14 protein-coding genes and 1 tRNA gene are annotated in these 20576 nt (G+C 69.2%); 7 read left to right on the plus strand and 8 right to left on the minus strand.

The annotated features are described in order from the left end of the window. Nucleotides 1-39: 39 nt before the first annotated feature. The gene (locus tag R8G01_21625) at nt 40-1005 is read left to right on the plus strand and encodes a fasciclin domain-containing protein (protein ID MDW3216607.1); all 966 of its coding nucleotides are present in this window, start codon (nt 40-42) and stop codon (nt 1003-1005) included. Nucleotides 1006-1022: 17 nt separating this feature from the next. On the opposite strand, the gene R8G01_21630 is transcribed toward R8G01_21625, so the two are convergent. Next, nucleotides 1023-3581, minus strand: coding sequence for a GNAT family N-acetyltransferase (locus R8G01_21630; GenBank protein MDW3216608.1), 2559 nt, complete (start codon nt 3579-3581; stop codon nt 1023-1025). 62 nt (nt 3582-3643) lie between these two features. Between R8G01_21630 and murI the strand changes: the two genes are divergently transcribed. From murI to rdgB, 3 genes are read left to right on the plus strand one after another with little or no spacing between them, the layout of a single operon-like run. Next, complete coding sequence (murI, locus tag R8G01_21635) at nt 3644-4480, plus strand: glutamate racemase (protein MDW3216609.1); 837 nt, start codon at nt 3644-3646, stop codon at nt 4478-4480. Beyond that, nucleotides 4467-5216: a ribonuclease PH gene (gene rph / locus R8G01_21640; GenBank protein ID MDW3216610.1), complete on the plus strand. Its 750-nt coding sequence runs from the start codon at nt 4467-4469 to the stop codon at nt 5214-5216. The genes murI and rph overlap by 14 nt, the downstream gene beginning before the upstream one ends. Beyond that, nucleotides 5213-5797, plus strand: a complete 585-nt coding sequence (gene rdgB, locus R8G01_21645) for an RdgB/HAM1 family non-canonical purine NTP pyrophosphatase (protein MDW3216611.1) — start codon at nt 5213-5215, stop codon at nt 5795-5797. Before rph ends, rdgB begins: the two co-directional genes overlap by 4 nt. Here rdgB and R8G01_21650 read toward each other — a convergent pair. From R8G01_21650 to R8G01_21660, 3 genes are read right to left on the minus strand one after another with little or no spacing between them, the layout of a single operon-like run. Next, entirely contained in the window at nt 5789-6742 is a 954-nt protein-coding gene (locus tag R8G01_21650; GenBank protein MDW3216612.1) for an endonuclease/exonuclease/phosphatase family protein, read from the minus strand. The two genes, rdgB and R8G01_21650, sit on opposite strands and share 9 nt — an antisense overlap. A 20-nt stretch (nt 6743-6762) precedes the next feature. After that, the gene (locus tag R8G01_21655; GenBank protein MDW3216613.1) at nt 6763-7761 is read right to left on the minus strand and encodes an alanine racemase; all 999 of its coding nucleotides are present in this window, start codon (nt 7759-7761) and stop codon (nt 6763-6765) included. Between the two features lie 52 nt (nt 7762-7813). Further along, nucleotides 7814-9889 carry an EAL domain-containing protein gene (locus R8G01_21660; protein MDW3216614.1) on the minus strand — a complete coding sequence of 692 codons (2076 nt, stop codon included), beginning with the start codon at nt 9887-9889 and terminating at the stop codon, nt 7814-7816. A 710-nt stretch (nt 9890-10599) separates the two neighbouring features. Between R8G01_21660 and R8G01_21665 the strand changes: the two genes are divergently transcribed. Then, nucleotides 10600-10673 (plus strand) — tRNA-Leu (locus R8G01_21665). Between the two features lie 41 nt (nt 10674-10714). Here R8G01_21665 and R8G01_21670 read toward each other — a convergent pair. Further along, nucleotides 10715-13111: a helicase HerA-like domain-containing protein gene (locus tag R8G01_21670; GenBank protein ID MDW3216615.1), complete on the minus strand. Its 2397-nt coding sequence runs from the start codon at nt 13109-13111 to the stop codon at nt 10715-10717. 90 nt (nt 13112-13201) lie between these two features. Between R8G01_21670 and R8G01_21675 the strand changes: the two genes are divergently transcribed. Then, a complete protein-coding gene (locus tag R8G01_21675) occupies nt 13202-14620 on the plus strand; it encodes a hypothetical protein (protein MDW3216616.1) in 1419 nt (472 codons plus the stop codon). A gap of 10 nt (nt 14621-14630) precedes the next feature. After that, on the plus strand, nt 14631-15293 hold the full coding sequence (locus R8G01_21680; protein MDW3216617.1) for a DUF2461 domain-containing protein: 663 nt from the start codon (nt 14631-14633) through the stop codon (nt 15291-15293). A gap of 24 nt (nt 15294-15317) precedes the next feature. Here R8G01_21680 and R8G01_21685 read toward each other — a convergent pair whose 3' ends face one another. The 3 genes from R8G01_21685 to R8G01_21695 all read right to left on the minus strand — a co-directional run bounded on the left by R8G01_21685 (nt 15318) and on the right by R8G01_21695 (nt 20439). Beyond that, entirely contained in the window at nt 15318-16841 is a 1524-nt protein-coding gene (locus R8G01_21685) for a PH domain-containing protein (GenBank protein MDW3216618.1), read from the minus strand. After that, nucleotides 16831-17388, minus strand: a complete 558-nt coding sequence (locus tag R8G01_21690) for a PH domain-containing protein (GenBank protein MDW3216619.1) — start codon at nt 17386-17388, stop codon at nt 16831-16833. The genes R8G01_21685 and R8G01_21690 overlap by 11 nt, the downstream gene beginning before the upstream one ends. A gap of 93 nt (nt 17389-17481) precedes the next feature. Then, nucleotides 17482-20439, minus strand: a complete 2958-nt coding sequence (locus R8G01_21695) for a BTAD domain-containing putative transcriptional regulator (protein MDW3216620.1) — start codon at nt 20437-20439, stop codon at nt 17482-17484. Nucleotides 20440-20576 lie beyond the last annotated feature (137 nt).

Here is a 20576-nt window from a genome sequence, read left to right on the forward strand (position 1 = left end):
GTCACGTTTCGTCGGCGCAGCGCCAGGGCACCGTCGGGCATGCCCGACGATCCGAACACGCCCGAGCCGCCGAACGATCCGGCCGGCGTCCCGCCGACCGAGCCGATCCCGATCGTCCCCCAGACCCCCGATCCGCCACTGCCGCCGACCACGCAGATGTCGACGACACCGACCGACCCCAACCTCGCGGTCCCGAACGGGCCGCGCGACCCCCGATGGTACGAGAACCGCGCCGCCACCGCATCACTGATCGCGATCGGTCTCATCACCATCTTCCTGTTGATCGGTTGGTTGCTGTGGTGGTCGGACGACGACGACTCGGCCGCGCCGGCCGACACGATCGGGACCGCCGTCGTCGTCGACGGCTCGACGGTGCCCACGATCGACCCCACGACGATCCCGCCGGCCTCGGTCGTGCAGGGCACACCGGTGTCGACCGTCGTGGCCACTCTGCCGCCGGAGTCCACCGCACCGACGACCGCCCTGCCGGCGACGACGGTCGCCCCGACGACCGTGCCGACCACCGAGGCGACCACCACGTCGACGTCGACGTCGACGACGACCACGACATCGGTCCCGGTCGTCAGCGTGCCGGCGTCGCCGTCGGCCACCGTCATGGACATCCTCGCGGTCAGCCCCGACCTGTCACGGTTGGAAGAACTCGTGATCGACGCCGATCTGGTCGAGACGCTCGCCGGTGACGAACCGATGACCCTGTTCGCTCCGTCGAACCAGGCGATCGAGACCCTCGAGGCAGCGCCCGGGGGAGCGGAACTCCTGGCCGACCCCGACCGGCTTCGGAATCTGTTGCTCGGTCACGTCGTCCCCGGTGAACTCGACATTGCGACGATCCTCGCCGGCCAGGACCTCACCTCGTTGAGTGGCTCGATCCTCGCGGTCGACGCCGCCACCGAGACGATCGGCGGGGCGAACGCCGTCGTCACCGACGTGACCGCAGCCAATGGCGTGCTGCACGTGATCGACCGCGTCTTCGACGAGGCCTGACGTTCGAGCGACGGTCGCTATTCGAGTCGCCGCAACGCCTGCTCGACCCGCTCGGGCAGGCGCAGCTCGATGTGGGCGTCGGTCACCCACATGCCGACCTCGCCGACGATCACCGGATTGAGATCGAGTTCGGCGATCCGATCGTGGTCAGACACGAGCTGGGCGATGCGCGTGAGCTGATCGGCGACCAGGTCGAGGTCGTCGTCGTCGAGCATCGAAGCGGCCCGCGTGTCGGCGACCATCGACCGTGCCGTCGAGGGAGAGAACGGCGCGAGTCGGCTCGTGACGTCGCCGATCGCGTCGGCCTGGGCGCCACCGATCCCGACCGACACGAGTGGACCGAGTCGCGGGTCACGGCTCGCCCGGATGCGGAGGTCGACGCCGGGTGGCACCATCCGTTGGACGAACACCCGGTCGGCACCAGCGCCGAGTGCCTGGTGCATCGCGGCGGCCGACACCCGCACGTCGCTGTCGTCGGCGAGGTCGAGCCCGATGCCCGCCTCGACCGAGCGGCCGATACGACGCCCGGTGGCCTTCACCGCGACCGGGTAGCCGAGGCGTTGCGCGGCGTCGACCGCGTCATCGATGTCGACCAGTTCGGTGGGTGGCATCCTGACGCCGTAGGCGCCGAGCAGGTCGGCGACCCGATCGGGCGGCACCTGAGCGCCGTCGTCGAAGGTGGCGAGGATGCTGCCTGCTGTCGCTGAGTCGATGTGCGATGCCGGGTGGTCGGCCTGGCCGTCGGGCGCGGTCGCGGTCTCGCTCCGACGCCAGGCGGAATAGGCGGCCAACCGACCGAGCACTGCCGCCGCCTGCTCGGGGAACGAGAAGTTGGGGATCGACGAACCTTCGCCGAGCGGACCGTCACTCGCCCCGAGCATGACCGCCACGACCGGCTTGTCGGCCGCCGTCGCCGCCGCGTCGATCGCCGCGACCTGGTCGCTCACGGCGCCGAACGTGGCGGGGGCGTGCACGACCAAGAGGGCATCGACCTCGTCGTCGGCGAGGACCGCACGAATCGCCGTGGCGTACGCCGCGGTGTCGCTCCGCCAGTCGAGGTGTGGCGTCGCGGTGACCCGCAGGCCGGCGGCTTCGAGGGTGGCGGTCGCGAGCACGGTCGGACTCGCCGAATTGCTGACGACCGCGACCCGGTCACCATCCATCAGCGGCTGTGATGCGAAGACACGCAGGGTGTCGAGCAGCGCGGTCACCGTCGGGACCTCGATCAGCCCGGTCTGCTCGTACAGCGCAGCGTTGGCCTGACCGACCAGAGCGGCACCCGTTCGCACCGAGACGATCGGCTTGCGAACCGAGACCCGGCGAGCGATCCGGGCGAACTTGCGGGGGTTACCGAGCGACTCGGTGTACAGCCCGATCACCGTGGTCGCGTCGTCGTCCTCCCAGAACTGGAGGAGGTCGTTGGCGGAGATGTCGCGTTTGGTGCCGAGCGACACGAACCAGGACATTCCGAGCCGGAGCGAGTCGGCGAGGAGCAGCAGCGCACTGGCGAGCGTGCCTGACTGCATCGAGATCGCGACGCCTCCGGCCGGGAGATCGACATCGACGAGGGCCGCCTGCAACTCCACCTCTGGTCGTGGTGACGCGATCCCGAAGCTCGACGGGCCGATGATGCGCAGGCCGTTGCGGCGGGCGTGCGCGACGAGCTCGTCGCCGGCCTCGTCGTCGCTGTCGGCGGTGATCACCACGGCACCGCGGACGCGCTGATCGATGCATTGGTCGACCGTGTCGCGCAGCGCTGCGGCCGGCACGGCGATCACCGCCAGACCGATCTCCTCCGGCACGTCGGCGATGGTGCGATACGCCGGCACGCCGCCGACCGAGTCATGGGCCGGGTTGACCGGATAGACGGCGACACGGGCATGACCGTGGACGTTGGTCCACACGGCATGGCCGACCGACCCCGCGACGTCGGAGGCACCGATCACCGCGATCGACGTCGGCAGGAGGAGGCGGGCGACCGCGCGCGAGTCGGCGCGGTGCTCACGGCGCTCGACCGAGTCGATGAACTCCGACGTGTCGGCCAGCGGGAAGTCGACGTCGATCACGCCGGACTCGAACCGCCGGTGCACCGGCCAGCCTGCCTTGGAGAACACCGCCAGCATCGCCCCGTTGTCGCCGAGCGTCTGAGCGGTGAATCGCTCGATGCCGTTCGTGCGGGCGATCGCCGCCAGGTGCTCGAGGAGCAGGGTGGCGATGCCCTTCCCACTGTGGTCGTCGCCGACCATGAACGCGACCTCGGCGTCGGTGCGGTTCTGCAGCCGCTCGTAGCTGGCCCAGGCGATGAACTCGCCCCGGTCCTCGACGACCAGGGCGACCCGGTCGACGAAATCGACGTGGGTGAACCGCTCGAGATCGGCGTCGCGCAACGTGGGTTTCGGGGAGAAGAACCGTCGATATCTGCTCTCGGGAGACTGCCGCACGTGGAAGTCGGCGAGTGCCGGCGCGTCGTCGGGATCGATCGGCCGTATCACCGCGGTCGAACCGTCGCCGAGCACCACGGTGGAACTCCACGTCGCCACGACGTCGTCGGGAGCGGCGGGGGTGGCGGACTCCATGGCCACGAGCTTGCCAGATCCGAACCGCCTCGGCCGCCCGGCTCCCGTAGCCTGGCCGATCGATGGATGGACCGATCGGTATGTTCGACTCCGGATTCGGCGGGCTGACGGTCGCCCGCGCCGTCATCGACCTGCTGCCGACCGAAGACCTGGTGTACATCGGCGACACCGGTCGGTACCCCTACGGTTCGAAGCCATTGGGCGACGTGCGCGAGTACGCGACCGAGCTCGCCCGATCGCTGGTGGCCGACTTCGGGGCCAAGGCGATCATCGTTGCGTGCAACACGGCGACCGCCGCCGGCCTCGACGACCTGCGGGCCGAGCTCCCGGTGCCGGTCATCGACGTCATCGAGCCGGGAGCGCGAGCGATCGTCCGTGCGACCAGCTCGGGTCGCGTCGGAGTGATCGGCACGGTCGGCACCGTGTCGTCGGGCGCCTACGTCGACGCGGTCGGTCGTACCGGCGCCCCGGTCGAACTGGTCTCGGCCGCGTGCCCTGGTTTCGTCGAGTTCGTCGAGCGGGGGCAGACCGTCGGCGACGAGGTGACGGTCCTGGCCGAGCGGCTGCTCGCCCCGATCCGTGACGTCGGCATCGACGCGCTGCTGCTCGGCTGCACGCACTACCCGTTCCTGGCCCGTCCGATCAACGACGTGATGGGACCCGGCGTGACGCTCGTGAGCTCGGCCGACGAAACCGCGTTCGCCGCCCGAGACCGCCTCCAGGCGCTCGGGCTGTTGCGTGGCGGCGATGTCGCGGGCCAACATCGATTCCTGTCGAGCGGCGACATCGACATGTTCCGCGAACTCGGTGGCCGACTGCTCGGCTCCGAACTCGCCAGCACCGAACGCTGGCCCCTCATCGAATACCCAACCACTGGAGATGACCATGACACGACCTGATGGCCGAGCCGTCGACGAACTGCGCCCGATGCGATTCGAGCGCGACTTCACGGAGATGGCCGAGGGCTCGTGCCTCGTGTCGTTCGGCAAGACGCGCGTGTTGTGCACTGCGTCGGTCGACGAAGACGTGCCGCGCTGGATGAAAGGACGCGGATCGGGCTGGGTCACCGCCGAGTACTCGATGCTGCCGGGCTCGTCGCCCGAGCGCGTCGGTCGCGAGGCGGCGAAGGGCAAGCAGAGCGGCCGCACGGTGGAGATCCAGCGGTTGATCGCCCGGTCGCTCCGCGCCGCGTGCGACATGAAGGTGCTCGGCGAACGCCAGGTGACGGTCGACTGCGACGTGCTCCAGGCCGACGGCGGCACCCGCACGGCCAGCATCTGCGGCGGTTTCATCGCCCTCCACGACGCACTCGAGCGGGTCGTCGCTCGCGGCGACCTCGCAGCCAACCCGCTGCACTCGTTCTGCAGCGCGATCAGCGTCGGCATCGTCGGCGGCACCCCCGTCCTCGACCTTCCGTACGTCGAAGACAGCGCCGCCGAGGTCGACATGAACGTCGTCATGCTGAAGCCGCGCGACGGGGGAGAGGCCCGGTTCGTCGAGGTGCAGGGAACCGCCGAGGGCATGGCGTTCACCCGTGGCGAACTCGACTCGCTGCTCGCACTCGCCGAGGGCGGCCTGGGTCGGATCGCCGCGACTCAGCGCGAGTTGGTGGCCACGCCGCCGGCATCACGATGAGCGACCTGCCCCGACTCGTCTGCGCCTCGGCCAACCCCGACAAGGTCGCCGAAATCGAATCGATCCTCCGTGGCGTGGTCGACCTCGTGCCCCGTCCGGCCGACGTGCCCGACGTGGTCGAGGATGCCGACACGCTCGAGGGGAACGCCCGACTCAAGGCGGTGGCGATCTGCGATGCGACCGGACTCGCTGCGGTGGCCGACGATACGGGGTTGGAGGTCGCCGCGCTCGACGGCGCCCCTGGCGTGTACTCGGCCCGCTATGCCGGCGAGGGCTGTTCGTACGCGGACAACCGGGCCAAGCTGCTGCGCGAACTCGACGGCGTCGCCGACCGCCGCGCGGCGTTCCGTACCTGTGTGATCGTCCGCCGTCCCGACGGCACCGAAGTCGTGGTCGATGGGGTGTGCACCGGCACGATCGCGTCGTCACCGGGCGGCGACCGTGGATTCGGCTACGACTCTATCTTCGTGCCCGACGACGGCAACGGTCGAACGTTCGCCGAGATGACCGATTCGGAGAAGAACGACATCTCGCACCGAGGACGCGCGTTCCGGAACTTGCTCGCCGCCCTGTCAGCCTGAACCGGCGAATCCGACCGTCGCCCAGACGGCGCGATGGTCGGCCCCCGGGACGGCGATCACGCCGGCGTGGTCGACCGCGAGGCGGCCGTCGAGGAGGATGTGGTCGAGGGCGACGAACGGGGGCAGCCAGATGTCGGTCGGCCACGTCATGGCGAGAGGATGCCCTGCGGCCGGAACGGCGTCGATCAGGCCCGCCTCGTCGAGCGCCTCACGGAACGGCGGGTGGAAGACGTTGGCGTTGAAATCGCCCATGACGATCGTCGGGAACTCGGAACGGCCCACTGCGACCGGAACGGCATCGAGTTCCTGCTGCCACACCGGCCGGTTGAACACCGGCGGCGGTGGGTGCACCAGCACGACCCTGACCGGCCCGTCGGGCGTGGCCACGTCGGCCGCGAGGCTCCGGTCGAGGTCGGCGCCGGTGTCGGCCTCGACGATGGGAAACCGACTCCAGATCATCAGACCGCGTGCGCCTCGACCGGCGCGCTCGAGGCGATACGCATAACGCTCGGCCAGCGGGTGGGCCCGCAGTATCGCCAGTTGTTCTGGCGTGATCTCGGCGAGCCCGACGATGTCGGCGTCGCCGAGCAGCACGTCGCCGGCGCGGTCGATCCGGTCGTTGGAATACAGCACGTTCGACGCCAGCACCGTGAACGTCGCGGCGTCGGAGCTCACCTCCGGCCCCTGCGCGGGGAACGCCACGGGCGCCGTGAGCACGAGGTAGCCGAACCCGACGAGCGACGCGACGAACCCGAGCCGGTGCCGTCGCCGGAACATGGCGATCAGGGCCACCGTGACGACCGGCGGCAGCGCCCAGGGGCTCAACGACTGCAGCGCAGCGATGGTGGCGGTGGGCGTGCCGAACGGTTGGGTGAGCAGCACGAGCGCGGCACCGACGGCGATCGTCCAACCGGCGACCGACCAGACGGGGTGCAACCGGTCCACGACCGTCCTCCCGGCCGGGCTCACCAACCGCGTAGGTCGATCGGCCAGCGGTCGATCACCTCGTCGCCGCGCACGAGCCACGCCGACTCGTGCAAGGCCATCGTCGGGTCGACGTGGGCGGTGACCACCCGCACTCGATCACCGACGGCCGGCCGCTCGTTCGGAGCGAAGACCACATGCTCATCGGAGCAGAACCACACCTTCCCGCCGGTGACCGAGGGGTTGCCGTGGTCCATCGCGAGCGCCTTGAGGCCGGCGTCGGCGACCGCCCAGTCGTCACTCACCGAGATGACGGTGGCGACCACGAACAAGGCCTGCTCGAACGGCAACCCCTGTTCGCCGTACTGCGAGTCCATGAGGACGTAACTGCCGGCCTGCACCTCGTTGACGCCGGTCGCACCATGGAGGTCGAACGTTCCGGTTCCTCCCGCCGAAACGATGTCGCCGCCCACGTCGTCGTGGGCCCGCCGCAGGAGCGCCATCGACGCTTCGACGGCCACCAGTCGGTCGGAGCGTTCCGGCACCATCATCAGGTGGCCCTCGTAGCCCATCACGCCGCGCACCTCGAGGCCGGCGGCGCGGGCGCGGTCGGCGAGCGCTCCTGCCGATTCGGGGGCGACGCCGCATCGGGGGAGTCCGACGTTCACGTCGATGAGACACGCGGTGATGCCGTTGCGAGCTGCCGCGTCGATCGTCGCGTCGGAGTCGACGGCGACGGTCACCGCGACGTCGAGTTCGGCCATCGCCCGCAGGCGTGCAGCGTCGAGCGTCTCGTTGGCGAGCAGGAGATCGGTGCCGACGCCGGCTTTGGCCATGCCGACCACCTCACGAGGCGTCGCGCACGTGAAGGTCTCATGGCCGGAAGCGATCTGCCGTGCGGCCAACGCTGTGCACTTGTGGGCTTTCACGTGCGGCCGAAGCGCCCGGCCTGGATGCACGGCCGCCATCGTCGCCAGGTTGCGATCCAACGCATCCGCGTCGATGATCAGCGCAGGGGTCGGGAGTTCATCGGGGTGCACGTCGACAGCGTGGCAGGTCGGAACCGGGCCGGGAGACTCAGCGTCGGTCGGTTCAGTGGGTGACGACGGGTGCGTGCGGTCGGATCTGTCGTTGGCTGATCGGCTCCGGGACGCCCGGAACCGGCTCGACGACGACCTCGTTCCAGCCGGAGAGCCAGCCACGGAGTTCGGGGTAGGCCATCGGCGCCGCGATGCCGTATCCCTGCGCCACGTCGCAGTCGAGCTCGGCGATCGCATCCCACAGCTCGGTGTTCTCCACGCCTTCGGCGACGACGTCGAGACCGAGGTCGTGCGCGAGGCGGATGACCGATGCGACGATCAGCCGATCGCGCTCGTCGTGGAGCACACCCTGCACGAAGTCCCGGTCGATCTTGACCCGGTCGACCTGCAGCACGCGAAGGGCTTGGAACGAGGAGTAGCCGATCCCGAAGTCGTCGATCGCGATGCGGACGCCACGCCGTCGGAGCTGCTCGATGGTGTACCGGCAACGTTCGGCGTTGCTGACGATCGAGCGTTCCGTGACCTCGAGTTCGAGTCGGTCGGGACGGAACCCCGATTCTTGGAGGATGGCGAAGACCTGTTGGGCGAACGACGGGTCCTGGAGGTTTCGCGGCGAGACGTTGACGGCCAGGCGGGCGGTGACGCCGCTGTTGACGAGTCCCCGTGTGGCCACCCGCAGCACCATCTCGGTGATCGGACCGATCAGGTCGGTCTGTTCGGCGAGGCCGATGAACTCGTCCGGCGGGATCGACCCGTGTTCGGGGTGCTGCCAACGGATCAATGCCTCGACCGTGTCGACCTCACCGTTGGCGACTCGCAACTGGGGCTGGAAGTGGATGTAGAGCTCGTGGTTCTCGAGCGCGACACCGAGGTCGCTCAGCAGGTTGAGTCGGCCACGCTGCGGCCCTTGGACGCAGGACTCGTAGTGGCACACGGGCACGCCGGTCCGCTTCGCCTTGTACATCGCGATGTCGGCCGCGCGGAGCAGGTCGGACGAAGTGCGTCCGTCGACCGGGTACGTCGCCGCGCCGATGCTCACGCCGATCGTGACGGGGAAGCCCTCGACCATCAGCGGGGCACGGAGCGCGGCACACAGTTGCTCGATCGAGCGAGCGACGTTCTCGCGGGTGTCGACGAACAGGATCGCGAATTCGTCGCCGCCGAAGCGGGCGGCGATGGCGTCGGCGGACAGGCTGTTCTCGAGCCGGTCGGCGAACGCCATCAGGACCGAGTCGCCGAGCTGATGGCCGAGCCGATCGTTGATGTCCTTGAAGTCGGTGAGGTCCATGACGAGCGTGACGGGCAGGACCGCCGAGTCGCCGTGTGATTCGGCGAGCGTCTCGTCGAGGGTCTCGAGGAAGTTGCGCCGGTTGATCAGCCCGGTCAGGGCGTCGTGGTGCGCTTCGTGCGAGCGTTCGAGCGCCTGGCGAGTCGACCGGAAGACGAGGGCGGTGGTGATCCCCAACAGCGGGAGCAGCACGAGTCCGAAGTCGACGCCGATCACCCAGATCGGTGCCAGCGAGAGGAGCGCGCCTTCGGCGGTGATCCTCATGCCGAGGCCGCGCTGCATGAGCGACAGGAATCGGATCCGACGTCGGATCGACATCGAGAGGGCGGCGACGGCGGTGTTGAGGACGACGATCGTGACGCCGGACAGGACGATCGCGAACGCCCACCGCCACGGGAGTTCACCGAACTGCGTGATCGAACCCCGGACGCCGAGCCCCATGAGCACGAGCCCCGCGGACGCGAGCGAGATGGCCGTGCCGCCGACGCGCAGCACGATTCCGGTGACGGTCTCGGCCTGCGTCACCGAGTGGAGCGTGGCGCCGAGCAGCGCGACGCAGAGCGCGAACGAGGGTGAGCCCACGAGCATGAGGCCGAATGCGAACAGCCACAGCGGGGTGACGACGCCGGCGGGCCCCAGTCGGACCCATGCCGCCGGCACCCGTTCGCACAGGAGCAGCATCGTCCCGATGACCGCGAACGCCGGCCAGTTGACGACCGGCTGTCCGGCACCGGTCTCGGTGAGGACGAGCACCCAGGTCGCCACGAAGGCGATGACACCGATCGCGCCCGTCACGAGCGCCACACGATGGCGGAGGAGGAGGTGTCGAAGGTGAGTCATGGCCAAGAACGGAACAGCGCTGGTGTCCCCCTGCGTTATCGTCACGAACGCGTTGTTATTGAGTGAAGGTTGTGTCAAACCCCATGGTCACGGCGGATTCTTCGCTGTCGCCCGGACGTGCGATGCGCCGGGCCCGCCCGATCCGGGAGTGGAGACGGGTCGAGGGGGCGTCGGGCGCGGTGGTGATGGGGTCGTCGTGGGGAGGTTCGGGTGTGGTTCCGCCGACGTAGCCCAACTGGCACAGGCACGGTGTTGAGGGGGTCGTCGAGTGTAGGTTCGGGTGTGGTTCCGCCGACGTAGCCCAACTGGCACAGGCACGGTGTTGAGGGGGTCGTCGAGTGTAGGTTCGGGTGTGGTTCCGCCGACGTAGCCCAACTGGCACAGGCACGGCGTTGAGGGGGTCGTCGAGTGTAGGTTCGGGTGTGGTTCCGCCGACGTAGCCCAATTGGCAGAGGCACGGTGTTGAGGGGGCCGTCGAGTGTAGGTTCGGGTGTGGTTCCGCCGACGTAGCCCAATTGGCAGAGGCACGGTGTTGAGGGGGTCGTCGAGTGTAGGTTCGGGTGTGGTTCCGCCGACGTAGCCCAATTGGCAGAGGCACGGTGTTGAGGGGGTCGTCGAGTGTAGGTTCGGGTGTGGTTCCGCCGACGTAGCCCAATTGGCAGAGGCACGGTGTTGAGGGGGTCGTCGAGTGTAGGTTCGGGTGTGGTTCCGCCGACGTAGCCCAATTGGCAGAGGCACGGCGTTTAGGTCGCCGTCAGTGAGAGTTCGAGTCTCTCCGTCGGCACGCACCGATCGCTCACCTCGTTCGGGGCGAAGCTGGTGGCGTCAGTCGACGGGCATCCAGGCGAGCACCAACTGCGACACCTTGACGTCGGTCTTCTCGAGCGGCACGCGCAGCGTGTCGACATCGGCGGCCGCGGACGTCCACTTCGTGTCGATCTCGACGACGTCCTCGGCGAGGTCGGCCTCGAGGTCCTCGAGCTGCTCCTGCAACCGTGTGACCTTGTTCTCGGCCGCATCGACCCGCTCGCGACTGGCCTTGGTCCGACCGCGCCGCCCGGCAGCCGTGCCGAGCTTGCCGAGCAGGCCACCTCGTGATTTTCCGCCGAGCAGGCCGCCCAGGACGGAGCCGGCGGTCGACAGCAGCTCGGAGTTGCGTTTGCTGTTCGCCTCCTCCTCCAGCACGTCGACGCGGTCTTGGGCGGCCTCGATCTGATCGCGGAGTCGGGTGACCTTGGACTCGTACTTGTCGCGCAGTTTCGCGATGTCGGCGTCGGCGAGTTCGTCGGCGGCGCGGGCGCAGCGCCCGCGGAACTCTTCGGCGGTTTCGCCGGGCCGTCCGTAGAGCTTGAGCGACGCGTTGGCGGGGACCTCGATGTTCATGCTGCGCACCAGGTGGTCGCGCAGGTCGCGTTCGACCCCGGAGAAGAACGTCTTGTTCGTCAACCTGGCGTCGGTCATCCGGTACACCGCGCCATCGGCCGGCTCGCTGCGGAGATCGCGATCGTCGTAGTCGACGGCCAGCGCCCGGCTGACGTCGACGGTCTCGCCGATCGGAGCGATCACGCACTCGTACTCCTCGTCGTGGACGAGGTCGGCCTTCGTCTCGTCGTACCGGAGCTGCACGCGGGCGACGATCGCCGCTTCGAGCCGGGTGCCACGCGGGTTGCCACCGGCGGTGTCGAGCCACGGAGCAGCGGCGTCGATCCAACGGACCGGCACGCTGCTGGTGGTCTCGGGCATCACGGTGGTTTCGTCGTCGGCGAGGTCCGGCCCGGTCGCGGTGGAACCGACCGCGGTCGTACCGGCGATGTCGCCGGCCGTCGTCGATTCGGCGACCTCGGCGCGCTCGGCGGCCATCAGTTCGCTGATCTGGTCGCGGGTCATCGGCCCGCGCAGGTAACTCATCGCCCAGCGCGTCGTGAAGACCGACGTACCGTCCTGGCCGGGCACCCGCAGCACGAACTCGCGCTTGCCGAGCCCGGAGATCGTGTCGTCGACCGCGCCGATGTCGACGCTGCCGGCCGCCGACGTCAACCCTTCGAGCAGACGCGACTTGTCACGTTCGGTGGAGAGGCGTCCGATCATCCAGGTGCCGGCGTTCGAGAGCGCCTTGTAGTCGATGTCGACCGGGTTCTGGGTGGAGAGGACGACGCCGACACCGAACGCACGCGCCTGCTTCATCAACGTCATGATCGGCTTCTTGGTCGGCGGGTTGGCGGTGGGCGGCAGATAGCCGGCCACCTCATCCATGTAGAGCATCGCCCGCAGGTCGGTCGTCCCCGACTGGCGGCGCATCCACGTGACGAGCTTGGCGAGCACCAGGGAGGTGACGAACTGGCGCTCCTCGTCGCTCAGGTGTGCGGTCGTGACGATCGCGCAACGCGGTGAGCCTTCGGCGGTGTAGAGCATCGATTGGATGTCGAGCGCAGGGCCCTCGGCCCACGTCGCGAACGACGGCGAGGCGAGCAATCCGTTCAGCTGCATCGCCAGCTTCATACGGTCATCCGGCGGGAAGAACTGGTCGAGCTCGAACACCCCGAGCTTGCGGATCGGCGGGTTGCCGACGAGCCCGACCAGGGTGGGGAGGTCGAGCGCCTTGCCCGCCGACCACGAGTGGTGGATCAGGTTGGAGAGCAAGATGTGTTCGCGACTCGACAGGGGATCGGCCTCGATGCCGACCAGGCCCAGCAGGCCGGACACGTAGCCCTCGATCTCGTCGCCGACGATCTCGGCGTCGCTCATGTCGTCGGGAACCTGGAGCGACCCGACGATGTTGACGGGCACCCCCGACTGCGAGCCGGGGGTGTAGATCGTGAAGTCGGTCGTTGCGCGCAGGTCGGTGATGTTCTGCGTGGTGTAGCCCCACCCGAGCAGACCCTTGGTCCAGAGTTCGCTCTGCTGTCGGGCGAACTCGTCGGGAGTCGCGCCCGCGGCCTTGGCCTGTGCCTCGTCGACCCAGGGCCGGAACTCGGGTGGGCTCAGCGCCGGGAACGTGAGGCACAGGTTGGTGAGGTCGCCTTTCGGGTCGATCACCAGTGCGGGGAGCCCGGACGCCAGGACCTCTTCCAACAGCACCACGCCGAGGCCGGTCTTGCCCGACCCGGTCATGCCGACGATGACCCCGTGCGTCGTGAATTTGTCGGTGTCGATCCGGATCTCGTCGCCGGTGCGCTCGTGCGTGGCGGGATCGACATGACCGCCGAGGAAGAGTTCAGGCATGTCGGGCAGGGTAGTTGCCGCGGCCGAACGGTTCCGAGGGTGGCGTGTTGCGGCCCCGACCCCGACAGCGCCGTGGGATATCGTCCTGCGATGGGGAGCACACGAGCCGGGGGTCGCTCGCGCACTCCTCGGCAAGGACGCGTCACCGAACCTGGCTCGCGGCGCGGTCGGCTCGTCGCCACGCCGGTGTTCGCCGGCTCGGTCGGGTTGCTCCTGCTGAACGACCACGTGCTCAAAGCGGCGTGGCCGGGTTGGGTGACCGGCAAACTCAGCGACGTCGCCGGGGTGGTGATGGTCGCGATCGCGCTGACGGCGCTGATCCGCGTTCGTGCGGTGGCGTTCGGCATCACCGTGTGCGCCTTCACGCTGCTCAAGACCGTGCCGGCGGTCGCCGGGTGGGCGGCTCCGATCCTGGGCGGCGTCACCCGCACCGATCACACCGACCTGCTGGCGCTCACCGCCCTCGTGCCCCTCGCCAGATGGATGGCGGGATCCGCGCCGCCGCCTCCGAAACCTCGGCGGGCGACCGTCGTTCGGGTGCGCCTCGCGTTGCAGGTCATTCTGATCGGGGCGGCGATCTTCGCGACGACGGCCACCTCGGCCGATTGTGGACCGACCGGTCTCTGGGACGTCCAGGTGATCGACGACGTCGTCTACGCACGGGAGGATCAGAACGTCTGGACCAGCACCGATGGCGGGGCGTCGTGGCAGTCCAGTGCGATCCCCACCAACGACCATCGCTTCGCCAATGGACCGAAGTTCGAGAGTTGCGCGGGTGACCGATGTTTCCACATCGTCACGTCCGCGTCGGACGACTCGTTCGAGATCGTCGAAACCGTCGGCGGCACGGAGACCGAGATCCTGCGGGTCGGCAGCGAGCAGCGACGGGAGTTCCGGTCCGAGATCCAACCGTCATGTGGCGACGACTCGGGTGGAGACGTGGCCGCCGTCGAGGTCGACGGCGATGTGAGCGTCGTCGTCGGTATGGGGGAGGCCGGCACGCTGCATCGGTCCGCCGACCACGGGTGGGAGTGGGTCGCGGTCGGCCAGTGGGGTGTCGGGAGTGGCGTCGCGACGGGCGACACGTTCCTCGGGCACCCGATCGCGGAGCGACCGGACCGTCCGCCGTTCTCGTCGAGGTGGACGGCTCGCGCACTGCTGTGGGCGGCGCCGATCCTCTCGTTCGGTGCCGCCGCTCCACTCGCGGCACTCGCGCACCGCCGGGGACGTAGCCGGGTGGCGGCGCTCTCGCTCGCCGTGCTGCTCGGTCTTGTCGTCCTGGCCCCGTCGCTCCTGCTGTCGAGCCTCCTCGACGGCGCCACCGATCGCAGCCTCGGCGGCTTCCTGATCGGCGGTGGCATCATCCTCTTCCTGGCCGTCGTCGGCGTGGGATCCTTGGCGGTGTGGTTCGGACGGGATGCGCGCCCGCTGCAACCGGATCCGGGCTGGACGTCCACGACGCCGGCGTGGCCACCACCGCCGAGTCAGCGTCCACCGAACCCCGACTAGCGTTCCGGCCATGAGGTTCCGCGGCATCCCGGTCGAGGTCATCCAGTTCTACGACCGGCTCGAGGCCGACAATTCGAAGACGTTCTGGGACACCAAGAAGCACATCCACCGCGACGTGGTGAAGGCCACGGCGACCGCGTTGGCCGAGGAACTGGACGAGTTCGGCCCGTTCCACCTGTTCCGGCCGCACAACGACCTCCGGTTCTCGAAGAACAAGCCGCCGTACAAGACGCACCAGGGCGCGTACGGAGAATCCGAGGGTGGAGCCGGGCACTATTTCCAGATCTCGGCCGGCGGCCTGATGTGCGGCACCGGGTACTACGCCATGGCCAAGGACCAACTGCTGCGATTCCGCGAGGCGGTGGTGGCCGACCACACCGGCGCCGAGATCGCCGAGATCGTGGCCGGGCTCACGAAGCGGCGGTACACGATCGGTGCGATCGGTGAACTGAAGACCGCACCTCGCGGTTTCGACAAGCACCACCCGAGGATCGAACTGATCCGCCGCAAGGGACTGATGGCGTCGAAGGACTTCGGTGCCCCGAAGTGGATCCACACGAAGCAGGCGGCGGCGAAGATCCGCGAGGTCTGGGACGCGGCCGGCGACATGAACGCCTGGCTCGACGCCCACGTCGGGCCGAGCAACCTGGAGCCAGAGGGCTTCTTCGTCTGACGCGTCGCCGAGCCCGGAACGGCGTCAGATGACGCGCCGGCGGTCGGTCTCGACGACGTGCAGGATCCGGTCGCGGACCGCGACGGCGTCGCGGTAGGGGATCAGTGGCACGGCGAGGAAGCCGGCCGCCGTGCGGACCTGGACGGTGGCGAGGTCCTTGCGCCGCTCGAAGAAGCTCTGCGACACCGTGACGACCTGCGCCTTGTGGAGCGGTACCTCTGCCGTGTGGCGGGCCACGAACTGGTACGACTCCGCGATCCGGTCGTCGTCGAGGCTCCAACGGCGCAGGCGCCACTGCCGTCGCGCTGCCGCCCACCTGGCGGCGACCGCCGCGAGGAGGAGCAACGACCACCATCCGAACACGAACCAGAACGGCACGGCCAGCAGCACCGCCACCACGGCGATGCCGCGGGTGGCCTTGAACACGAACCAGCGGGAGATCGATCGGTCGAATTCCGGCTCGTCGGCGTAGCCGAAGACCATCGTGCGCAGGACAGCGACCTCGTCGGCTCGCGTGCCGGGGAGGCCGATGTCGTTCTCGCCGAAGGTCCGGAGCCTGAGCAGCGTGAACCCGAGCCAGCGTTGGGGTGGTGATTCGTCGGTGGTGATCGACTGGATCCGTCGGATCGTCGACGACCGGCTGGTGGTGCTCACGAGCCCTGCGGTCCTCCGCAGCCCGGTCGTCGTGCGGGCGAGCGTCAGGTCCCAGTTGGTCAACAGCTCGCGAGCGAGCTGGAGCACCGTCCCCACGATGGTCGCCGCCACGATGATGGCGACGACGAGCGCGGTCACGGCGATCGCCGACCCCCCGCCGATGTCGCCACCACGGTCGACGAGCCGTTCGAGGCGCGACCCGACGCCGAGTTCGTCGTCGAGTTCGCCGGCGAGCGCGATCAGGGGAGCGAACGCGACGAGACCGGCCCAGGGCACCTTGGTGACGCCGACCCGAACCAGTTCGGCCGGCGTTCGCCGGAGCACGATCTCGTCGAGGTTCGCGGGCCGGGTCGCGCGCTGCTCGGCTCCCGCCGCGGTGGGCCGGGAATCCGCCGCGACTCGACGGAGCGCCTCGGCATGTTCCGCCTCGATCGCGTCGATCACGAACTCGACTCCCGCCGATCCGGCCGTATCGACGGATGCGCTCACGAGACCGACGAATCGGTGCGCGAGCCGCTGCTCGATGGCGACGCTCTGGACGCGGTCGAGCGGGATCACCAGTCGCTCGACCGAGAGGATGCCCCGCGTGACCACGAGTTCGTCGTCGCTGACCATGAACGTGAACCGCCACCAACTCAGCGCCGAGAAGACCAGTAGCGCCGTCGCCGCTGCGGCGGCCAGCACGCCGATCCCGAGCCCGAGTCCGCCGTTGGTCACGAACAGCACGGCCGCGATGACGGCAGACATGCCGAGCCGGCGGGTGAATCGCACGGCGATGAACATCAGTGCGATCGGCGATTGCCGAGCCGGGTGAGCGAGTCGGATGCGGTCCGCGTCGGTCGCCGTGCCAGGTGTCGGTGGTGCCCAGTCGGGGGCGCCGTCCTCAGACGGCATCGGTGTCGATCTCCGCATCCGCGAGTGCGCCGGCCCGGTCGGCGACGAGTTGCTTCAGGCGATCGGCGAAGTCGGTGTTCAGACCGGGGATGGAGACCTCGCCGCCCGCGGTGCGGAGCTGGAGCGACGCGAGCCCGTACCGGCGCTCGACGGGCCCTCTCGTGATGCTCACGTGTTGCACGCGTGCGAACGGCACCGTGGCGACCGAACGTCCGATCACGCCCCGCCGGAACGAGAGGTCGTGCTCGCGCACGAGGTATCCCATGTGGGCGACCTCGATCCGATGCGCGATGCCGACGGCGGCGACGAGGGCGAGCACCCCGGCGCCGACGAAGACGGCCACCCACGACGAGGTCGCCCAGGCCGACGCGACGGTGACCAGGGCCACGGCGCCGGCGAACCCGAGCGCGAACATCGTCCTCAGTCGCGCGTAGTCGGGGTCGAGCGGTTCGAAGTCGTGTTCGTCGAGCCGCGGGAGATCCGTCGCGCCGACGACATCGTTCGTGAACCCGGTCCGCCCCGAGTCGTCGGGTTCGGTGCTGTCCACACGTCGATCGTACCGGTGCCGGGCCGCTCGAGATCGCCGGTGTCCGCCACCCACCCGGAGCCCGAGCGTGATTCCGTCCCCGCCGCACGCGTGTCAGGTCAGCGCCACGCCGATCTGCTCGGAGCCGCGTTCGAGGATCGCCCTGGCCGACGTGTGGTCGTCGATCGCACGGTATGCGTCGGCAAGCGCCCGGTAGCTGCGTTCGTGGTACGGGTCCGCATCGAGCGCCGGACGAGCCGCGGTGATCGCCCGCTCCGGTTGCCCGATCGCGACGAGCAGTTCTGCGGCTCGACACGACGCCCGCACGTATCGGCTGCGTACGTGAATCCGTTCCAGCTCGAGCCACTCGTGGTCCAGCCCGGCCGCGAGCTCACCGCGCCACTCGGCGATCGCCTCGGCCAGGAGCGGTAGCGCCTCTCGCGGGTGACCGTCGCGGTCCGCCTGTTCGGCGCGATCGAGCAACTCGTGGAAGCGCCAGAGGTCGACCACGGCACTCGGATGCAGCGTGAGGCGTTGGCCGACCGTTCGAATGAGCCACGGGGCGTCGCCTGGGGCGCGTGTCGGCTCGAGGACCCCGTGCAGGTAGTTGAGCGTGGTGCGGAGGTTCTTCGCGCTGCGGTCCCGATCCAGATCGGGCCAGAGCGCCGTCGCAGCCCGGTCGCGGCTCGTCGCCGGGTGCAGAACCAGCCACGCGAGCAGAGCCTGCACCCGCTCGCGCCGCCAGTTCGGGTCGTGGGTCGGAGCGCCGTCGACGTCGACGTCGAGTTGGCCGAGCGTCTTGATCCGGATCGACTGAGTCGGCGGCGTCGGGGTGTGAGCCAGCACATCCCGCGCCGTCTCGCCGAGCTCCGGATCGTCGACCCACGCCGCCAGTGCGTCATGTGCCGGTCGCTGCCAGTGCTCGCACAGCCAACCGGCGAGCCGCCGGCCTTCCTGCCGATTCGCCCGTACCCCGTGAACCGCGAGCTCCATCGCCCACCGCGCGGGAATGTACGCGGCGATCAAGCCGGCATCCGGCCACTCGATCGACGCAAGTACCGACAGGTCGCCGTCGCGCGCCGAAGCGAGGCCCACGACCATCTCGTGCGCTCGCTTGACCGTGCCGTCCCTCGCCATCGCGTCCCACATCGGGCGAGTCTCGGGGAGCAGAAGATACGGGTAACAGAAGTGATGCCGGAACACGTGCTGCACCAAGTTGGTGTCGGCGGGAACGAACTCGAGGAGCCCCGCCAACAGCTCGGCAGCGTCGTCGTCACGGTCCTCGGCGACCCTGATCAACACCTCGAGACCGGCAATCTGCGCCTGGACGAAGACACCGGGGTGCTCGCCGGCGTATCGGCTCGCTGCGGACGTGGCATCGCGAGCACCGTCGACGTCCCCGGCGTAGCAGCAGATCATCGCCTCCCAAGCGCTCGCGATGAACCGGTCGCGGGCACCGTGACGGTCGGTCGAGCCGCGCGGCGGGGCGGCGCGGGCCAGCTCGGGCCGGCCCGCGTACCACAGGCATTGCGACTCGGTCACGAGCGCACCGGGAATCGGAACGGGCAACGTGTCGATGTCGTTGGGCACGACCTCGAGGCCTTCCGCGGCGCGTCCGAGGTTGAACAATGCGTTCGCGATGAGATGGCGGCGCGTGATCCGCCACACCGGCGGGAGTTCGTCGCCGTCGATCGAGGTGAGCGCTGCGAGTTGGAGGTCCGGTCGCCCCGTCGTCAGCGCAGACCATGCCTCACCGATCGCGAGGAACGGTCGCGCCGGTGGGTATCGCTCGGACAGCGCTGAGAACCGATCGGCGACGGCGGCGATCTCATCGGTGTCACCGAGAATTCTGGCGAGGTAGCCGAGCTGCGTCAGCGCGACCAATTCGAGTTCGGGTTCGTCCGCGCCGGCGAATCGATCGGCGGCCTCGCCGAGCAGAGCGACCGCCTGCGTGGAGGTCGGATCATGTTCGCGTGCGAGCAGGCCGTCGATCAGCATCGCCAGCCCTGATGTGTCGTCGGAGATGTCGAGGTGGCGCTTCCACGAGCGAAGATGATCGGCACGGATACCGCCGTCGATGCCGTCGATCGCGGCTTGGCGAATGCTCGTCTCGATGTCGTGCTGCTCACCGACCAGCGCCGCGAGATCGATCGCGGTCGCGATGTCTCGACGTTCCCGGGCGACACGTGCCGCGGCGAGGGCGGCGCTCCGCCGTTCGTCGGCACCGAGGTCGGGAACGAGCAGGTCGCTCCACAGGTCGTGCAGTTGGGCGACGTCGCCCGACCACCGAACCAGCGGGAGATCGGCGACCAGGTCCGCCAGCGGCCCGCCGGTCACTGCGTGTGCTACCTCGTCGTCGCCGCCGCCGACGAACGCGAACACGGCGAGTCGCCGCCGGCGCTCGGGGCCCACGCCGGCGAGCGCCTCTTCGTCGAGATAGGTCCGTGATCGCGAGTCGGTGCCGCTCGATGCGAGCTCGACGAAGGCGGGCCATCCGCCTGCGTTGCGCAGCTGTTCGACGTCGACACCTCGGAGCTTCGCGAAGTCGATGAGCTCGTCGGGCGTCAGCAGGAGTTCGTCTTGCTCGATCACTTCGAGCTGGCCGGCTGCATCGAGTCGCGCGACATCGATGGCCGGCCTCACGCGGCCCGCGATCAGGACGTGTCCGTTCGTGGGAAGCTCTCGCACGAGTTGCGTGACGAGCTCGGCCTGCCCGAGCAGATGGCCGTCGTCGAGCACGACGCACATCTGTCGTGGCGACGCGCCGACGACGAGTTCGTTGACGCGGTCGAGCGACGAGTCCTTCGGTGATGCGCCGACGGACTCGCTGAGCACGTCGCAGACGCGCGCCGCGAGCCGAGCGGGATCGCTGTCGAGACTGCGGCACGGGACCCACACGTCGACGTGGTGTCCTTCTGTCGACATCGCCTGTGCCAACAGGGTGGTCTTCCCGCACCCCGCTCCTCCGGTCAGCAGCGTCAAGCGGACATCGAACCGTCGTTGGAGACGATCGATCAACCGCTGCCGCTCGACGACGGAGCGTCGCGGTGCTTCTCCGACCGGCGGGCCCATGTCCCGACGGTAGATCACGCTCCGTCAGCGAGGCGTCAGCGCCATCGGTTGTCATCTCGCTGACGCGCCTCGGATAGCTGTTCGCCGACATCGGAGGGCGGGCGCTGACGCGGCGAGGACGCCCGACGCGAAGGAGG

The sequence above is a fragment of the Ilumatobacteraceae bacterium genome, assembly GCA_033344875.1.
Classification (GTDB): domain Bacteria; phylum Actinomycetota; class Acidimicrobiia; order Acidimicrobiales; family Ilumatobacteraceae; genus Ilumatobacter.